This window comes from Ramlibacter pinisoli, from assembly GCF_009758015.1.
GTDB classification, from domain to species: Bacteria; Pseudomonadota; Gammaproteobacteria; order Burkholderiales; family Burkholderiaceae_C; genus Ramlibacter; species Ramlibacter pinisoli.
The window spans coordinates 691,863-706,721 of the sequence record NZ_WSEL01000003.1 but is presented as its reverse complement, the minus strand read 5'-3'; the positions used below and the strand labels follow the sequence as shown (position 1 = coordinate 706,721).

The 14,859-nt window shown below is 71.4% G+C and carries 12 protein-coding genes; 7 read left to right on the top strand and 5 right to left on the bottom strand.

Going from position 1 to position 14,859, the window contains the following annotated elements; translation table 11 throughout:
- The first annotated feature begins 100 nt into the window (after positions 1–100).
- The 7 genes from GON04_RS04540 to GON04_RS04510 are packed head-to-tail and all read left to right on the top strand — an operon-like array spanning position 101 to position 5,879.
- Complete coding sequence (locus tag GON04_RS04540; protein WP_157396770.1) at positions 101–913, top strand: ABC transporter permease; 813 nt, start codon at positions 101–103, stop codon at positions 911–913.
- Entirely contained in the window at positions 910–1,758 is an 849-nt protein-coding gene (locus tag GON04_RS04535; RefSeq protein ID WP_157396769.1) for an ABC transporter ATP-binding protein, read from the top strand. Before GON04_RS04540 ends, GON04_RS04535 begins: the two co-directional genes overlap by 4 nt.
- 34 nt (positions 1,759–1,792) lie before the next feature.
- On the top strand, positions 1,793–2,791 hold the full coding sequence (locus GON04_RS04530) for an ABC transporter substrate-binding protein (RefSeq protein ID WP_157396768.1): 999 nt from the start codon (positions 1,793–1,795) through the stop codon (positions 2,789–2,791).
- Positions 2,788–4,398 (top strand): GMC family oxidoreductase, encoded by a 1,611-nt coding sequence (locus tag GON04_RS04525; protein ID WP_157396767.1) that lies wholly within the window; start codon positions 2,788–2,790, stop codon positions 4,396–4,398. The genes GON04_RS04530 and GON04_RS04525 overlap by 4 nt, the downstream gene beginning before the upstream one ends.
- Before the next feature lie 13 nt (positions 4,399–4,411).
- On the top strand, positions 4,412–4,786 hold the full coding sequence (locus tag GON04_RS04520; protein WP_157396766.1) for a hypothetical protein: 375 nt from the start codon (positions 4,412–4,414) through the stop codon (positions 4,784–4,786).
- Between the two features lie 14 nt (positions 4,787–4,800).
- Positions 4,801–5,211: a PaaI family thioesterase gene (locus GON04_RS04515; protein WP_157396765.1), complete on the top strand. Its 411-nt coding sequence runs from the start codon at positions 4,801–4,803 to the stop codon at positions 5,209–5,211.
- Positions 5,212–5,237: 26 nt separating this feature from the next.
- The gene (locus GON04_RS04510; protein WP_157396764.1) at positions 5,238–5,879 is read left to right on the top strand and encodes a glutathione S-transferase family protein; all 642 of its coding nucleotides are present in this window, start codon (positions 5,238–5,240) and stop codon (positions 5,877–5,879) included.
- Between the two features lie 57 nt (positions 5,880–5,936).
- On the opposite strand, the gene GON04_RS04505 is transcribed toward GON04_RS04510, so the two are convergent.
- The 5 genes from GON04_RS04505 to GON04_RS04485 all read right to left on the bottom strand — a co-directional run bounded on the left by GON04_RS04505 (position 5,937) and on the right by GON04_RS04485 (position 14,836).
- The gene (locus GON04_RS04505) at positions 5,937–6,392 is read right to left on the bottom strand and encodes a RidA family protein (RefSeq protein ID WP_157396763.1); all 456 of its coding nucleotides are present in this window, start codon (positions 6,390–6,392) and stop codon (positions 5,937–5,939) included.
- Positions 6,389–7,321, bottom strand: coding sequence for a transglutaminase family protein (locus tag GON04_RS04500; RefSeq protein ID WP_157396762.1), 933 nt, complete (start codon positions 7,319–7,321; stop codon positions 6,389–6,391). The genes GON04_RS04505 and GON04_RS04500 overlap by 4 nt, the downstream gene beginning before the upstream one ends.
- A 7-nt stretch (positions 7,322–7,328) precedes the next feature.
- Positions 7,329–9,914 (bottom strand): circularly permuted type 2 ATP-grasp protein, encoded by a 2,586-nt coding sequence (locus GON04_RS04495; RefSeq protein WP_181653887.1) that lies wholly within the window; start codon positions 9,912–9,914, stop codon positions 7,329–7,331.
- Between the two features lie 95 nt (positions 9,915–10,009).
- Positions 10,010–11,269 (bottom strand): cardiolipin synthase, encoded by a 1,260-nt coding sequence (gene cls / locus GON04_RS04490; protein ID WP_181653886.1) that lies wholly within the window; start codon positions 11,267–11,269, stop codon positions 10,010–10,012.
- A gap of 99 nt (positions 11,270–11,368) precedes the next feature.
- Entirely contained in the window at positions 11,369–14,836 is a 3,468-nt protein-coding gene (locus GON04_RS04485; protein ID WP_157396761.1) for a transglutaminase family protein, read from the bottom strand.
- Positions 14,837–14,859: the final 23 nt, after the last annotated feature.

Below are 14,859 nucleotides of genomic sequence, written 5' to 3'. Positions count from 1 at the left end.
GGAAAGAACGGAGACGGATCCACGGCCGGAAAGGTACTATGGATAGAACGTTAGGACAACAGGGGCGTTCCCGCACGCCGCCAAGGGCAGATCCATCCGCATGACAACCGTCACCTCCGCCGACCTGGCCGCGCCGGCGCCCGTGCCGCGCGCGCGCCGCCTTCTCGGCCGCGTCGGCCTGGTCCTCGCGCCCTGGCTCCTGATCCTGCTGGCCTGGTACGCCGTCCGCGCCAGCGGCCTGGTCAGTCCCGCGCTGGTCCCCGCGCCGCACGCCGTGCTGGCGAAATTCCTGGAACTCGCGCGCGGCCGGCTGGCCGCCGACATGTGGATGTCGACGCAGCGGGTCTTCCTGGGCGTGGCGCTCGGGGTGTCGCTGGCCGTGCCGGTGGGGTTCTGCCTCGGCTGGTACCGGGGCCTGCGCGGCCTGATCGATCCCGTCATCAATTTCTTCCGCGCACTGCCCCCCATCGCGCTGATCCCGCTGGTGATCGTGTACTTCGGCATCGGCGAGACCGCCAAGACGGTGATCCTGTTCTACGCGTCGTTCTTCGCCGGCGTGATCGTGATGTACGAGGGCATCGCGCAGATCAGCCCGATCTTCATCAAGGTGGCGCGCACTCTGGGCGCCACCGACCTGGAGATCTTCGGCAAGGTGATCGTGCCGCTAACCATCCCGCACATCCTGACCGCGGTGCGCGTCGCCCTGGGCGTGGCCTGGGCCACCCTGGTCGCATCGGAACTGATCGCCGCGCAGCAGGGGCTGGGGGCGCTGATCCAGGACGCGTCGGCCTTCTTCCAGCTCGACACCATCTACGTCGGCATCATCTGCATCGGCTTCATCGCCCTGGCGATGGACCTGGCGCTGCGTGCCGCCACCCGCCGGCTGGTCGCCTGGCAGGACCGCATCGCATGAGCCTCGTCGCACCCCACCCGGATCCCGCCGAGGCCGCCACCGCGCCGGCGCGCATCCGCTTCGAGCATGTCTCGGTCGACTTCCCGACGGCGCGCGGCCCCATGCGCGTGCTCGACGACGTGTCGTTCGACATCCGCAACGGGGAGTTCGTGTCCATCATCGGGCCGTCCGGCTGCGGCAAGACGACCCTGATGAACATCGTCGGCGGCTTCGTGCAGCCGACCCAGGGACGCGTGCTGCTGGATGGCAAGCCGGTCGTGGGGCCCGGGCCCGATCGCGGCGTCATCTTCCAGGAGTACGGCGTCTTCCCCTGGCTGACGGTGCGGCAGAACATCGAGTTCGGCCTGAAGCTGTCGGCCAGCAAGGTGCCGGCGGCGCAGCGCGAGGAGACCGTGACGCGCTACATGCGGCTGATGGGCCTGTCCGATTTCGCCAGCCATTTCCCCAAGCACCTGTCCGGCGGCATGCGGCAGCGCCTGGCGATCGCGCGCGCCTATGCCGTGCGGCCGCAGTTCCTGCTCATGGACGAGCCGTTCGGCGCGCTCGACGCGCAGACCCGCTCGGCCATGCAGGACCTGCTGCTCGAGGTCCTGCAGAGCGAGGGCAAGACGGTGTTGCTGATCACGCATTCGGTGGAGGAGGCCATCTACCTGTCCTCCCGGATCGTGGTCGTCACCGCGCGGCCGGCGCGCATCCGCACCATCATCGACGTGCCGTTCGGCTATCCGCGCGCCGAGGCCGTGCACGAGGATCCGCGCTTCGGCGAGCTGCGCGCCCATATCCGCGACCTGGTCATGCAGGAGTACGCCGCCCAGGCCCGCCAGGCCGTCCGGATGTCCGACTGAGCCCGCCCACCTTTTCCACCCGAGGAGACACCCCATGGCCCTTCAACGCAGGCAACTGATTCGCGCGGCAGCCGCCGCCTCGCTGGGCGCCGCCGCGCTCCCGTCCTTCGCCCAGGCGCGCACCAAGGTGAAGGTGGGCTACCTGCACACGCCGGCCGTCGACGGCCACATCTGGATCGGCCAGCAGACCGGCAGCTTCGCCAAGCAGGGCCTGGACCTGGAGATGGTCAAGTTCACCACCGGGCTGGAGCTGTTCCAGGCCATGATCGGCGGCAGCCTGGACGTGCTGGCCACCGGTGCCGTGCTGTCCAACTTCCCGGCGCGCGGGCAGGGCAAGGCTTTCCTGATGAACAACATCGAGTACGCCACGGCGCAGCTGTGGGTGCGCGAGGATGCCGGCATCAAGACCCTGGCCGACCTCAAGGGCAAGCAGATCTCCACCACCACCGGCACCACCGCCCACGTGTTCCTGGACACCGCCCTGCGCTCGGCCAAGGTGGACCCGAAGGACGTCAAGCTGGTCAACCAGCGGATGACCGAGGCCGTCAGCTCCTTCATCTCGGGCGCGGTTCCGGCCGTCGCGCTGTGGGTGCCGTTCGACTCGGTCATCAAGAAGCAGTTGCCCAACGCGCGCCGCCTGGTGGACGCGTCGGCCTTCTTCCCGCAGGCCGCCATCATGGGCGGCTGGGCCGCGCGCAACGACTTCTACGACAAGAACCAGCCCGTCATCAAGAAGCTGATCGCCGGCTGGGCCGAGGCCAACGCCCTGATCACGGGCAAGCCCGACGAGGCCGCCGAGATGCTGCAGAAGGCGCAGTACCAGGACGTGCCGCTGCCCGACTTCAAGGAGCAGTTCAAGGCGTCCAAGTACTACACCAATGCCGAGTGGCGCACGCGCTACCAGGACGGCACGGTGACGAAGTGGCTGCAGCAGGTGACCGACTTCTTCGTCGCCACCGGGGGCATCCAGAATGCGGTCAAGGCATCCGAGTACTTCGACGCCAAGCCCTTCCTCGACACCGTGCAGGCATGAAGGGTCGCGGGGCCGAGGGGTACGACTACATCGTGGTCGGCGCCGGCTCGGCCGGCTGCGTCCTGGCCAACCGGCTGAGCGCCGACCCGGCCTGCAGGGTGCTGCTGCTCGAGGCAGGCGGCGAGGGCGGCCACTTCTGGCTGCGGCTGCCGATCGGCTACTTCCGCACCATCTACGACCCGCGCTTCTCCTGGCAATTCCCGCTGGAGCCGCAGGAGGCCACCGCCAACCGCGAGATCGTCTGGCCGCGCGGCCGGGTGCTGGGCGGCTCCAGCGCGATCAACGGCCTGCTGTACATCCGCGGCCAGCACGCCGACTTCGACGACTGGGCGCGACTGGGCGCCGCGGGCTGGAGCTACCGCGAGGTGCTGCCGTTCTTCCGCCGGTCCGAGCGCTACCAGGGCGGGGCCAGCGAGTACCACGGCGCCGAGGGCGAACTGTGCGTCTCCGACCTGCGCAATGACCACCCGTACTGCCAGGCCTGGATCGAGGCCGGCGTCGAGGCCGGCCATGGCCGCAATCCCGATTTCAACGGCGCGCGCACCGAGGGACTGGGCGCCTACCAGCTCACGCTGCGCGGCCATTGGCGCTGCGATGCCGCCACCGCCTTCCTCGCGCCCGTGCGCCGGCGGCCCAACCTCACCGTGCGCACCGGCGTGCACGTCACGCGCGTGCGGGTCGAGCGCGGCGCTGCCACCGGCGTCGAGTGGCTGGAGAAGGGCGAGCTGCGAAGCGCGCAGGCCGACCGCGAGGTGCTGCTGGCGACCGGTGCGCTGCAGTCGCCGCAGGTGCTGCAACTGTCCGGCATCGGGCCCGCCGACCTGCTGCGCAGCCACGGGATCGCGGTGCAGGTGGACGCGCCGGAGGTCGGCGCCAACCTGCAGGACCACTACCAGGCCCGCGTCATCGTCAAGCTGCGCCACAGGATGTCGCTCAACGACCAGGTGCGCAACCCGCTCGCACTGGCCGGCATGGGCGCCAGCTGGCTGCTGCGGCAAAGCGGCCCCCTGACCGTGGGGGCCGGGCAGGTCGGCGGCATGGTCTGCAGCGAGCATGCGGAGGGCGGCCGCCCCGACGTGCTGTTCAACGTCATGCCGCTGTCGGTCGACAAGCCGGGCGATCCCCTGCACCGGTTTTCCGGCTTCTCGGCCTCGGCCACCCAGTGCCGGCCGCTCTCGCGCGGGACGGTGCAGGTGCGCTCGCCCGATCCACTGGCCCCGCCGCGCATCGTCTCCAACTACCTCACGCATCCGCATGACATCAAGGTCCTGACGAGCGGGCTGCGGATGCTGCGCGCGATCTACCTGCAGCCGTCCTTCCGCGATCTGGTGACGGACGACGAATACCTGCCCGGCAACGAGTCGCGCAGCGACGCCGATCTCGAGCAGTTCGCGCGCAGCCGCGGCGGCACCGTCTTCCACCCGACCGGCACCTGCCGCATGGGCAGCGACGAACGGGCGGTGGTCGACGCGCAACTGCGGGTGCGCGGGGTCGAGCGGCTGCGGGTGATCGACGCGTCGGTGATGCCCACGATGGTCTCCACCAACACCAATGCCGCCGCCATCATGATCGGCGAGAAGGGCGCCGCCCTGGTGGCGGGCCACTGAGCCGGGACGGACCATGCAGCTGGTGTTCGCCGATTCGGAAGTCGCCGGCATCGACGCCCTGGGCGACGGGCTGCGGGTGCGCTTCGCCGCCGCCGCGGTCGAACCGTCCGGCGGCAGCGGCGAGGCGGGCTACCTGCTCGACTTCGACCTGCTGCTGCAGGGCGCCACCTGGACCGGCGACCCCGCCGCCTGCTTCGGCCGCCTCGTGGACGGCTGGCTCAGCGACTCGGTCTCGCGCCTCACGCGGCTGGAACTGCCGTTCGACGGCCCCGGCCCCTGGGACGCGGTGTTCGTGTTCCCGCACGGCGTGCAGCTGGCGGCGCGGGCGTCGCATGTCACCGCCGTGCCGCGCGGCGACCAGCGTTTCCGGCCGTCCTACGCGTGCTGAGGCACACTCCGGTCATGGCAAGCAAGGACGAGATCGCGAGCTTCATCGCGAAGGAATTCCCGCAGACGCGGGTGCGGCTGGTCGAGGCCGGGGGCATGGCGGCCACCGTGGCGCACGAGGTCGGCCCGGATGAACTGCGCCCCGGCGGCACGGTGTCGGGGCCGGTGATGATGGCTACCGCGGACGTCGCGCTGTACGTCGCCATCCTGGCCGAGATCGGCATCGTGCCGCTCACCGTCACCACCAGCCTGAGCTTCAATTTCATGCGCAAGCCATCGGCCGACCGCCGCATCGTCGGGGTCTGCCGGCTGCTCAAGCTCGGGCGCACGCTGGCCGTCGGCGAGGTGACGCTCTATTCCGAAGGGCTGCCCGAGCCCGTGGCGCACGCCGTGGGCACCTACGCCATCCCGGCCAACCGTTCCTGACCACCGGCCCGGGGAGGGGCCCCGCGATGTACCGACTCCACGGCTTCTGCCAGTCCGGCAACACGTTCAAGGTCGCTTTCCTGCTGCGGGCGCTGGGCCAGCCGTGGGAGCCGGTGTTCGTCGACTTCATGCACGGCGCCACCCGCCGGCCCGACTGGCGCGAGACCGTCAATGCGATGGGCGAGGCGCCGGTGCTGGAAGTGGACGGCCGGCGCCTGGCGCAGTCGGGCGCGATCCTGACCTGGCTGGCCGACCGCCACGGTGCGTTCGGCGGCCGCGACGCCGACGAGCGCTACGAGGTGCTGCGCTGGCTGCTGTTCGACAACCACAAGTTCACCAGCTACTTCGCCACCTACCGCTTCCTGAAGGCGTTCGGCCCGGCCGCGCCCGATCCGGCAGTGATGGCGTGGCTGAAGGGCCGGCTCGACGCCGCCTTCGCCATCGTCGACAAGCACCTGGCCGGCCGCGCCTTCATGGTCGGGGATGCCCCGACCATTGCCGACCTGTCGCTGTCCGGCTACCTGTTCTTCCCGGTCGAGGAGAGCGGCTACCCGGTGGAGGGCGTGTACCCGAACATTGCCGCCTGGGTGCAGCGGCTGAAGGCCGTCCCCGGCTGGGCCGACCCGTACGACGTGCTGCCCGGCGAGCGCCTCGCGCCCAAGTGGTGACCGTCGCCACCGGGATTCCTGGCGCGCTCTTCGCGCCAGGCGCTCCGCTCCCGCCGTTCAGCCCACTTCGGCGATGAGCTCGATCTCGACGCAGGCGCCCATCGGGATCTGGGCCACCCCGAAGGCGCTGCGCGCATGCGCACCGCGATCGCCGAACACCTGGGCGAACAGTTCGCTGGCGCCGTTGGTCACCAGGTGCTGCTCGGTGAACTCCGGCGTGGAGTTCACCAGGCTCATCACCTTGACGATGCGCTTGACCTTGTTCAGGTCGCCCACCGCCGCCTGCAGCGTGCCCATCAGGTCGACCGCGATGGCGCGGGCGGCCGCCTTGCCTTCCTCGGTGCCCATGGTCTTGCCGAGCTGGCCGACCCAGGCCTTGCCGTCGCGCCTGGCAATGTGGCCCGACAGGAACACCAGGTTGCCGGTCTGCACGAAGGGCACGTAGGCCGCGGCCGGGGTGGCGACCGGGGGCAGCGCGATGCCCAGGTCCTTCAGCTTGTCGTAGACGCTCATGGGGTCTCCTCGGGATTGGGGTCGGCGATTGTAGGTGCGCCGCCGGCGTCCGGCAGCGGCGTCACGGTGACCGCAACATCCAGCGTGTGGTGGTGCCCGCCATGGATGACCCCGCGGATCGGCGACACGTCGGCGTAGTCGCGGCCCACTGCCAGCGTCACGTAGTCCTCGCCCGGCGCGCGGTCGTTGGTCGGGTCGAGGTCGGCCCAGCTGCCGGCGCCGTGCTCGCTGGGCAGGTACACCGACACCCAGGCATGGGAGGCGTCGCTGCCGACCAGGCGGGGCCGGCCGGGCGGCGGTTCGGTGAGCAGGTAGCCGCTGACGTAGCGCGCCGGCAGGCCCAGGCTGCGCAGGCAGCCGAGCATGACGTGGGCGAAGTCCTGGCAGACGCCCTTGCGCAGCGCCAGCGCCTCCAGCGCCGGCGTGCTGGCGTCGGTGGCCTGCGAGACGTAGGCGAAGTCGGCGTGGATGCGCGCCGTGAGCTCACGCGCGGCGTCCAGCAGCGGCCGGCCGGCCGGGAAGCTCGGGCGGGCGTAGGCCACCAGGTCGTCATGGCGCGGCACGTAGGGCGAGGGGAACAGGAATTCGGCGGCGGCGTCGTACTCGGCGCCGCGGTGGTAGCGCAGCCGCTCGCGTGCCTGTTCCCAGGGCAGGCTGTCCGCCGGTTCGCGTGGCGCCGCGGTGGCCACCACGCTGTCGGCCACCACCCGCAGCCGCTCGTGCGCGCCCTGCAGGCCGAAGAAGCAGCGCTGGTTGCCGAACACGTCGGTCGACGTGCTGCGCTGCTCCGGTTGCGGATCGATGGTGAGGGAATGGCGCAGCACGCGCTGGCCGTCGCGCTCGGCGGGGCGCAGGTGGGCCACGTGGTGCGCCGTCTTGACGGGCGGGATGTAGTCGTACGTGGTCTCGTGGACGACGTGCAGCAGCATGGGAGGCTCAGGCGCCGACGCTCTCGCGGGCGTCGGACGAGTGGGTGAAGTAGCGGGCGCCCAGGTCGTCGGACAGCTGGAAGGCCGCCGCGACGCACTGGCCCAGCACCTCCTGCAGCCCGGCGTAGCGTTCCTCCCGATCGTGCGCCGACAGGGCTTCCAGCGTCCAGTTGCGCGGGTCGGGCACGGTGAGCGCGATGCCGGGCACCTGGCCGGGCGCGCTGCCCTCCAGGCGTGCCAGGCGCCCGCGCAGGGTCTGCGCCACCCAGCCGAGCGAGCGCGGGTTGTCCCGGTCCAGCACCACCAGGTCGAGCAGGGCCGGGATGTCGTGGCGCTGCTGGTACTGGGCGTGGAAGGTGATGGTGCTGTCGAACAGCGCGACCACGGCCTCGAAGCCGCCCTCGTCGAAGACGGCGCCGGTCTCGAACGCGCAATCCAGGGCCGACGCCAGGAAGCCCAGGCGCTCGAGGTGGCGGCCGGTGGACAGCAGGCGCCAGCCGTCGTCGCGCATCATGCGGTCGGTCTGCGCGCCGGTCATGGCGGCCGTCGCGCCGGACAGCGATTCCAGCAGCCGGATGGCCTCGACGGACGAGTAGTCGCCATCCCGCCAACCCTGCTTGCAGCCGTGCAGGAAGGCCTGCTCGGCGCGGACGAGGACGTTCCACTGCTCCTGCGAGAGCCGGTCGCGCACGGCCGATGCCGCATTGCGCAGGGCGCCCAGGTTGAACGCGACGCTGGTGGCGCCGTCGGTGTCGCCGAGGGTGGCGACCAGCGAGCGCTCGAACACGCGCCGGGCCGCCGTGGCGGCCGGCACGTTGGGCAGCACCAGCCCATGGTCGACCGCCATCTCGCCCAGCCAGGCCAGCAGCGGCTGCGACGACTGGTCCTCGCCGTTGAGGCATTGCAGGGCGAGCCGCGCCAGCCGCGCCGAGTTCTCCGTGCGTTCCGTGTAGCGGCCGAGCCAGAACAGGTTCTCGGCTGCGCGGCTGGTGACCGTGCGGCCGCGGTGCGAGACGTCGACCGCGGGGTGCTCGTGGTGCAGCAGGCTGGTGGTGTCGACCTCGCCCTCGGTGAGCACCCAGGTATCGGCGCTGCTGCCGCCGCGCTGCATGGTGGTGATCTCCAGCGCGGCGCCGGCAGTGCGCGTCAGCCCGCCCGGCAGCACGCGCCAGGAACCGGGCCCGTCGGACACCGCGAACACGCGCAGCATCATCGAGCGCGGCGTGAGGCGCCCGCCGGCCCAGGTGGGCATCTGCGACAGCGGCCGGTAGGCCTGGATGGTGTGGTCGTCGGACTCGCGCACGATGCGCCCGGCCCATTCGTCGAGTTCGCGGCGCGTGAGGTAACGGCCCAGCACCGCGCCCGAGCCCGGGCCGCCGAAGGTCGGCTTGATCACGCCACCGGCCAGTTCCGGCAGTGCGGCCTCCAGGGCCGCCCGCTCGCCGCACCACCAGGTCGGGATGGCGGGCAGGCTCAGTTCCTCGCCGAGCAGTTTGCGCGCCAGGGCCGGCAGGAAGCCGAGCAGGGCGCAGGACTCCAGGAAGGCCGAACCCGGTGCGTTGGCCACGAGCACGTTGCCGGCCCGGATCGCCTGCAGCAGCCCCGGCACGCCCAGGCGCGAATCGGAGCGCAGCTCCAGCGGGTCGAGGAACTCGTCGTCCAGCCGCTTGAGCAGCCCGTGGACAGGTTCCAGACCGCGCAGGGTCTTGAGGTACAGGCGGTCGTCGCGCACGGTGAGGTCGCTGCCCTCGACCAGCGTCAGGCCCAGGTAGCGCGCCAGGTAGGCATGCTCGAAGTAGGTCTCGTTGTAGGGGCCGGGCGTGAGCAGCACGATGCGCGCCTCGCCCGCCGGCACCGGACTCATGGCGCGCAGGCCGTCGACCAGCGCGCGGTAGGTCGCGGCCAGCCGCTGCACCTTCAGCGAACGGAAGGCGGACGGGAACGAGCGCGAGATGATGAGCCGGTTCTCCAGCAGGTAGCCCAGGCCCGAGGGCGCCTGCGTGCGCTGCGACAGCAGCCACCAGCGGCCCTCGGGGTCGCGCGCCAGGTCGAAGGCGGCGATGTGCAGGTAGGTGCCGCCGGCCGGCCGGACGCCGTGCATGGCACGCAGGTAGCCGGGGTGTCCGTGCACCAGTGCGGGCGGCAGCAGGTTGGACGCGAGCAGGCGCTGCGGCCCGTAGACGTCGGCCATGATGCGCTCGAGCAGCCGCACGCGTTGCAGCACGCCGGCCTCGATGCGCTGCCAGCCGTCGGGCGTGACGATGAGCGGGAACAGGTCGAGCGACCAGGGCCGCTGCGGGCCGCCGGCATCGGCGTAGACGTTGTAGGTGATGCCGTTGTCGCGCACCTGCCGCGACAGGCTGAGCATGCGCTGGTCGAGGTCGGCGAAGCCGCCGCCGCCCAGGTGCTCGAAGAAGCGCGACCAGGTGGGCGTCACCGGCTTGCCCTGGCTGCCGGCCGGCCCCGGGACCGACACCGCCCCGCGCAGCTCGTCGAAGTGGCCTGCGGCCGCCGGCGGTGCCAGCGCCGCGGCCAGGCCGGCGGGCGATTCGTCGGCGGCGCCGCCGAACAGGGAGTCGAGGGGCTTGTCCACGGTGGGCCGATTGTCCCATCGGCCGGACCCGCGCCCTGCCGCCGCCGGGCGGCCGGGAGCTGCCTGTTGCCGGTCGGCGACGGCGCGCCCCGGGGTCAGAGCAGCGGGCGCAGCCAGGTGGCCAGGTGTTCGCGCACCTTTTCGGACATCGGTCGCCGCTGCCAGTCCTGGAGCGTGGTGCGGCGGCTGCGGGCCAGGTCGGCCTCGAACACCGCGGTCATGCGGCGGGCGAAGGCGGGGTGGTACACGGTGAGGTTGGCCTCGTCGTTCAGGTGGAACGAGCGCGGGTCGAAGTTGGTCGAGCCGACCGAGGTGAGCAGCCCGTCGACCAGGATCATCTTGCAGTGGAACATGGTCGGCTGGAACTCGTGCAGCTCGACGCCGGCCTCCAGCAGCGGCCCCCACAGGCCGCGCGACGCCCGCCGCACCGTGTCCTGGTCGGTGTGCGGGCCGGGGGTGATGACCCGCACCCGGACCCCGCGGCGCACCGCGGACACCAGCGATTTCACCGCCACCGGGTCGGGCACGAAGTAGGCGCTGGCGATGTCGATGCTGCGGGTGGCCGCGGTGATCGCCAGCAGCACCATCATCAGCATGCGTTCGCTGCCGTCGCTGGGCGAGCTGGCGAACATCTGGGCCGGCTGGTCGCCGGCCGGCTGCAGTTCGGGGAAGTAGTCCGGCCCGTGCAGCACCCGGCCGGTGGTCTTGCTCCAGTTGGCCAGCATCACGCTCTGCATCTGGGCCACCACGGGGCCCTCGACGCGAAAGTGCGAGTCGCGCCAGTGGTCGGGATCCTGGGCGTCGCCGCACCATTGCGGGGCGATGCCCACGCCGCCGGTGAAGCCGATGCGGCCGTCGACGATCAGCAGCTTGCGGTGGGTTCGGTTGTTCATGCGCCCCAGGTGGTACCAGCGCAGCGGGTGGAACATTCGCACCTCCACCCCCTCGTCGCGCATGCGGAACACCAGCTCGCGGTCGACCTTGGTGCTGCCCACCCAGTCGAGCAGCACGTGCACCCGCACGCCCGCCCGCGCGCGCTCGGACAGCGCCTCCGCGAACTGCGTGCCGATCTCGCCCGACCAGTAGATGAAGGTCTCGAACAGCACCGTGCGGCGGGCTTCGCGGATGGCCTGCAGCATCGCCGGGAAGATGCGGTCGCCGTTGACCAGTTCCTGCACCTGGTTGCCCGGGACGATGGCGGGCCCCAGCAGCATGGCCATGGCGCGCTGGAACTGCGGGTCGTCGACCGTGTAGAGGTGGTCGATCTCACGCTGCACGCGCCGTTCGGCCGCACCGAAGTTCACCACGACGAGCGCGAGGGCGAGGGCGGCGACGATGGCCAGCAGGTACAGCACGGCCGGGAGGATGGCAGGACCGCGCCCGGATGAGCGTCGGATGACGCCTCGTCCTGGGGCGGGCGCCGCCTCCCGGCCGGCTCGGGGAGGCCGGCGCCGTCAGCCGCGCGGGGCCGTGCGCAGGTCCAGCGTGAACGGGAACTCGCGGCTGCCGGGCACGTCGACCGTGGCCGGCGGGACGTGCAGCCGGCCCGGCGTGTGGCCCATGCGGAAGAAGCGTGCGAGGCGGCGGCTCTCGGCCTCGTAGGCGTTGACCGGGAAGGTCACGTAGTTGCGCCCGCCCGGGTGTGCCACGTGGTACTGGCAGCCGCCCAGCGAGCGGTTCATCCAGGTGTCGACGATGTCGAAGGTGAGCGGAACATGCACGCCGATGGTGGGATGCAGCGCCGACGGCGGGTTCCAGGCGCGGTAGCGGACGCCGGCGACGAACTCGCCGGTGGTGCCGGTGGGCTGCAGCGGCACCGCCTGGCCGTTGACGGTGACCACGTAGCGGCTCTCGTTGAGGCCGGTGGCGAGCACCTCCAGGCGCTCGAGCGACGAGTCGACATAGCGCACCGTGCCGCCGACCGCGCCTTCCTCGCCCAGCACGTGCCAGGGCTCGAGTGCGCTGCGCAGCGTGAGCTCCACGCCCGCCGCCTGCACCGTGCCCACGAGCGGAAAGCGGAACTCGAAGTGGGGCGCGAACCAGGCATCGTCGAAGTCGTAGCCGGCGCTGCGCATCTCCTGCAGCACGTCGTGGAAGTCGGCCTGCACGAAGCTGGGCAGCAGCCAGCGGTCGTGCAGCTGCGTGCCCCAACGGGTGACGGGGGCCTTGTAGGGCTCGTTCCAGAACCGGGTGATGAGCGCGCGCAGCAGCAGCTGCTGCACGATGCTCATGCGCGCATGCGGCGGCATCTCGAACGCCCTCAGCTCCAGCAGCCCCAGCCGGCCGGTGGCGGAGTCGGGCGAATACAGCTTGTCGATGCAGAACTCGCTGCGGTGGGTGTTGCCCGTGACGTCGACCAGGATGTTGCGCAGGCTGCGGTCGACCAGCCAGGGCGGCATGTGCTGGCCGTGCGCCTGGCGGCTGCGCTCGATCTCGCGCAGCGCCACTTCCAGTTCGTACAGCTGGTCGTTGCGGGCCTCGTCGATGCGCGGCGCCTGGCTGGTGGGGCCGATGAACAGGCCCGAGAACAGGTACGACAGCGAGGGGTGGTTGTGCCAGTACAGCAGCAGGCTGGACAGCAGCTCGGGGCGGCGCAGGAACGGCGAGTCGGCCGGCGTGGCGCCGCCCAGCACGAAGTGGTTGCCGCCCCCGGTGCCGGTGTGGCGGCCGTCGGTCATGAACTTCTCGGCCGACAGGCGGGTCTCGAAGGCGGCCTCGTACAGGAACTCGGTGTGGTCGACCAGCTCGGCCCAGTCGTGGGCCGGATGGATGTTCACCTCGATCACGCCGGGGTCGGGCGTCACCTGCAGGATCTTCAGCCGGTGGTCGCGCGGGGGCGGGTAGCCCTCCAGGACGACCTTCAGGCCCAGCTCCTGCACGGTGCCCTCGATCGCCGCCAGCAGGTCGAGGTAGTCGGCCAGGTCGGTCAGCGGCGGCATGAAGACGTACAGCACGCCGGTCCTGGCGCCCACCGCCTCGGCCTTGGGGCCGTTGGCCCGGCGCGGGTCGCGCACCTCGACGCACAGCGCCGTGCGCGGGACCTCGGGGGCCGACTGGAAGCGGCCGGGGGGCTTGGCGGCGGCCGCCTCGGGCTGCCCCGGTGCGGGGGCGCTGCCGGCGCCGGCGACGCCCCCGCGGGCAATCTGCGGCAGGAGGCGCGCGTCGGCGCGGGCTTCCACCGGGACCTGCACATGCCGGGCCTGCAGGATGTCGGCTGCCGGCAGTGGGTCGCGCGGGGCCATCGGGTCCTGCTCGACGACGTGGGGATAGTCGGCCTTGCTCACCCAGGGCAGGGCGTCCAGCGGCAGCCGGTAGCCCATGGGTGAGTCGCCGGGGATCAGGTACAGGCGCTCGCCGCGCAGGTACCAGGGCCCGGTGGACCACAGGGGACCGCCCGGCCGGCCCTGGTCGCGCGGATGGGCCTGCAGCGGCAGCACGTAGCCGACCACGGTGTCCAGCTTCTGCTCGAACACCCGGCGCAGGCGCACGCGCTCCAGCTCGTCGTCCAGGCGGGCGTCGAACGGGTCGACGTTGACCGGCAGGCGCCGCTCGCGCCACAGGTAATAGAAGGCGTCCTCGTAGCCGGGCTGGATGAACTTGTCGGTGAGGTTCAGGCGCCGTGCCAGCGCGTGCATGAAGCGCCGGGCGTCCTCGCCGGTGTAGGCGTGGGCATCGCGTTCGTCGGCGAACAGGGCCGGGTTCTTCCAGCACGGCTGGCCGTCGGCGCGCCAGCAGATCGACAGCGCCCAGCGCGGCAACTGCTCGCCCGGGTACCACTTGCCCTGGCCGAAGTGCAGGAAGCCGCCGTCGCCGTAGCGGGCCCGCAGCTTGTGCACCAGGGCGGTGGCGTAGCCGCGCTTGGTGGGGCCCAGGGCGTCGGTGTTCCATTCGGCCGCCTCGCGGTCGGCGGTGGCCACGAAGGTGGGCTCGCCGCCCATGGTGAGGCGCACGTCGCCGGCCGCCAGGTCGCGGTCGACCTTGTCGCCCAGCCGCAGCACGTCGCTCCACTGGTCTTCGGTGTAGGGCTTGGTCACGCGCGGCGACTCGTGGATGCGCGTGACCTGCATGTGGTGGCTGAAATCGACCTCGGCCTCGTCCATCAGGCCCTCGATCGGTGCCGCGCCCGAAGGCTGGGGCGTGCAGGCGAGCGGGATGTGGCCCTCCCCTGCGAGCAGGCCGGAGGTGGGGTCGAGGCCGATCCAGCCGGCCCCCGGCAGGTACACCTCGCACCAGGCATGCAGGTCGGTGAAATCGACCGTGGTGCCGCTGGGGCCGTCGAGCGACTTGACGTCGGGCACGAGCTGGATGAGGTAGCCGGAGACGAAGCGCGCCGCCAGGCCCAGGTTGCGCAGCAGCTGCACCAGCAGCCAGCCGGAGTCGCGGCACGAGCCGCTGGCGTTGCGCAGCGTCTGTTCGGGAGTCTGCACCCCCGGCTCCATGCGGATCAGGTAGCGGATGTCGCGCTGCACCTGCTGGTTGAGGCTGACCAGGAAGTCGGTGATGCGGCGCGGCTGGCGGTCGACCTTGTCGATGTACGCGCGCAGCAGCGGCGTGACCGGCTCGCAGGCCAGGTAGGGCGCGAGCTCCTGGGCGACGGCGGGCTCGTACTGGAAGGGGAAGGTTTCCGCGCTCGGCTCGAGGAAGAAGTCGAACGGGTTGTAGACCGCCATCGCGACCACCAGGTCCACCGTGACCTTGAATTCGGTGGTGGGCTCGGGGAACACCAGCCGCGCCTGGTAGTTGGCGAACGGATCCTGCTGCCAGTTGATGAAGTGGTTGGCGGGCTCGACACGCAGCGAATACGACAGGACGGTGCTGCGGCAGTGCGGCGCCGGACGCAGGCGGACCACCTGGGGGCCCAGCCGCACTGGCCTGTCATATCTGTAGTGGGTGACGTGGTTCAGCGCGGCGTGAATGGACATGCGGGGCATCCTAGCAAGACCTG

Coding starts and splice junctions, on each gene's coding strand:
- GON04_RS04515 (WP_157396765.1), top strand. CDS start 4,801: ATGGCAAGCAAGGACGAGATCGCGAGCTTCATCGCGAAGGAATTCCCG.
- GON04_RS04525 (WP_157396767.1), top strand. CDS start 2,788: ATGAAGGGTCGCGGGGCCGAGGGGTACGACTACATCGTGGTCGGCGCC.
- GON04_RS04540 (WP_157396770.1), top strand. CDS start 101: ATGACAACCGTCACCTCCGCCGACCTGGCCGCGCCGGCGCCCGTGCCG.
- GON04_RS04510 (WP_157396764.1), top strand. CDS start 5,238: ATGTACCGACTCCACGGCTTCTGCCAGTCCGGCAACACGTTCAAGGTC.
- GON04_RS04485 (WP_157396761.1), bottom strand. CDS start 14,836: ATGTCCATTCACGCCGCGCTGAACCACGTCACCCACTACAGATATGAC.
- GON04_RS04520 (WP_157396766.1), top strand. CDS start 4,412: ATGCAGCTGGTGTTCGCCGATTCGGAAGTCGCCGGCATCGACGCCCTG.
- GON04_RS04500 (WP_157396762.1), bottom strand. CDS start 7,321: ATGCTGCTGCACGTCGTCCACGAGACCACGTACGACTACATCCCGCCC.
- GON04_RS04530 (WP_157396768.1), top strand. CDS start 1,793: ATGGCCCTTCAACGCAGGCAACTGATTCGCGCGGCAGCCGCCGCCTCG.
- GON04_RS04535 (WP_157396769.1), top strand. CDS start 910: ATGAGCCTCGTCGCACCCCACCCGGATCCCGCCGAGGCCGCCACCGCG.
- GON04_RS04505 (WP_157396763.1), bottom strand. CDS start 6,392: ATGAGCGTCTACGACAAGCTGAAGGACCTGGGCATCGCGCTGCCCCCG.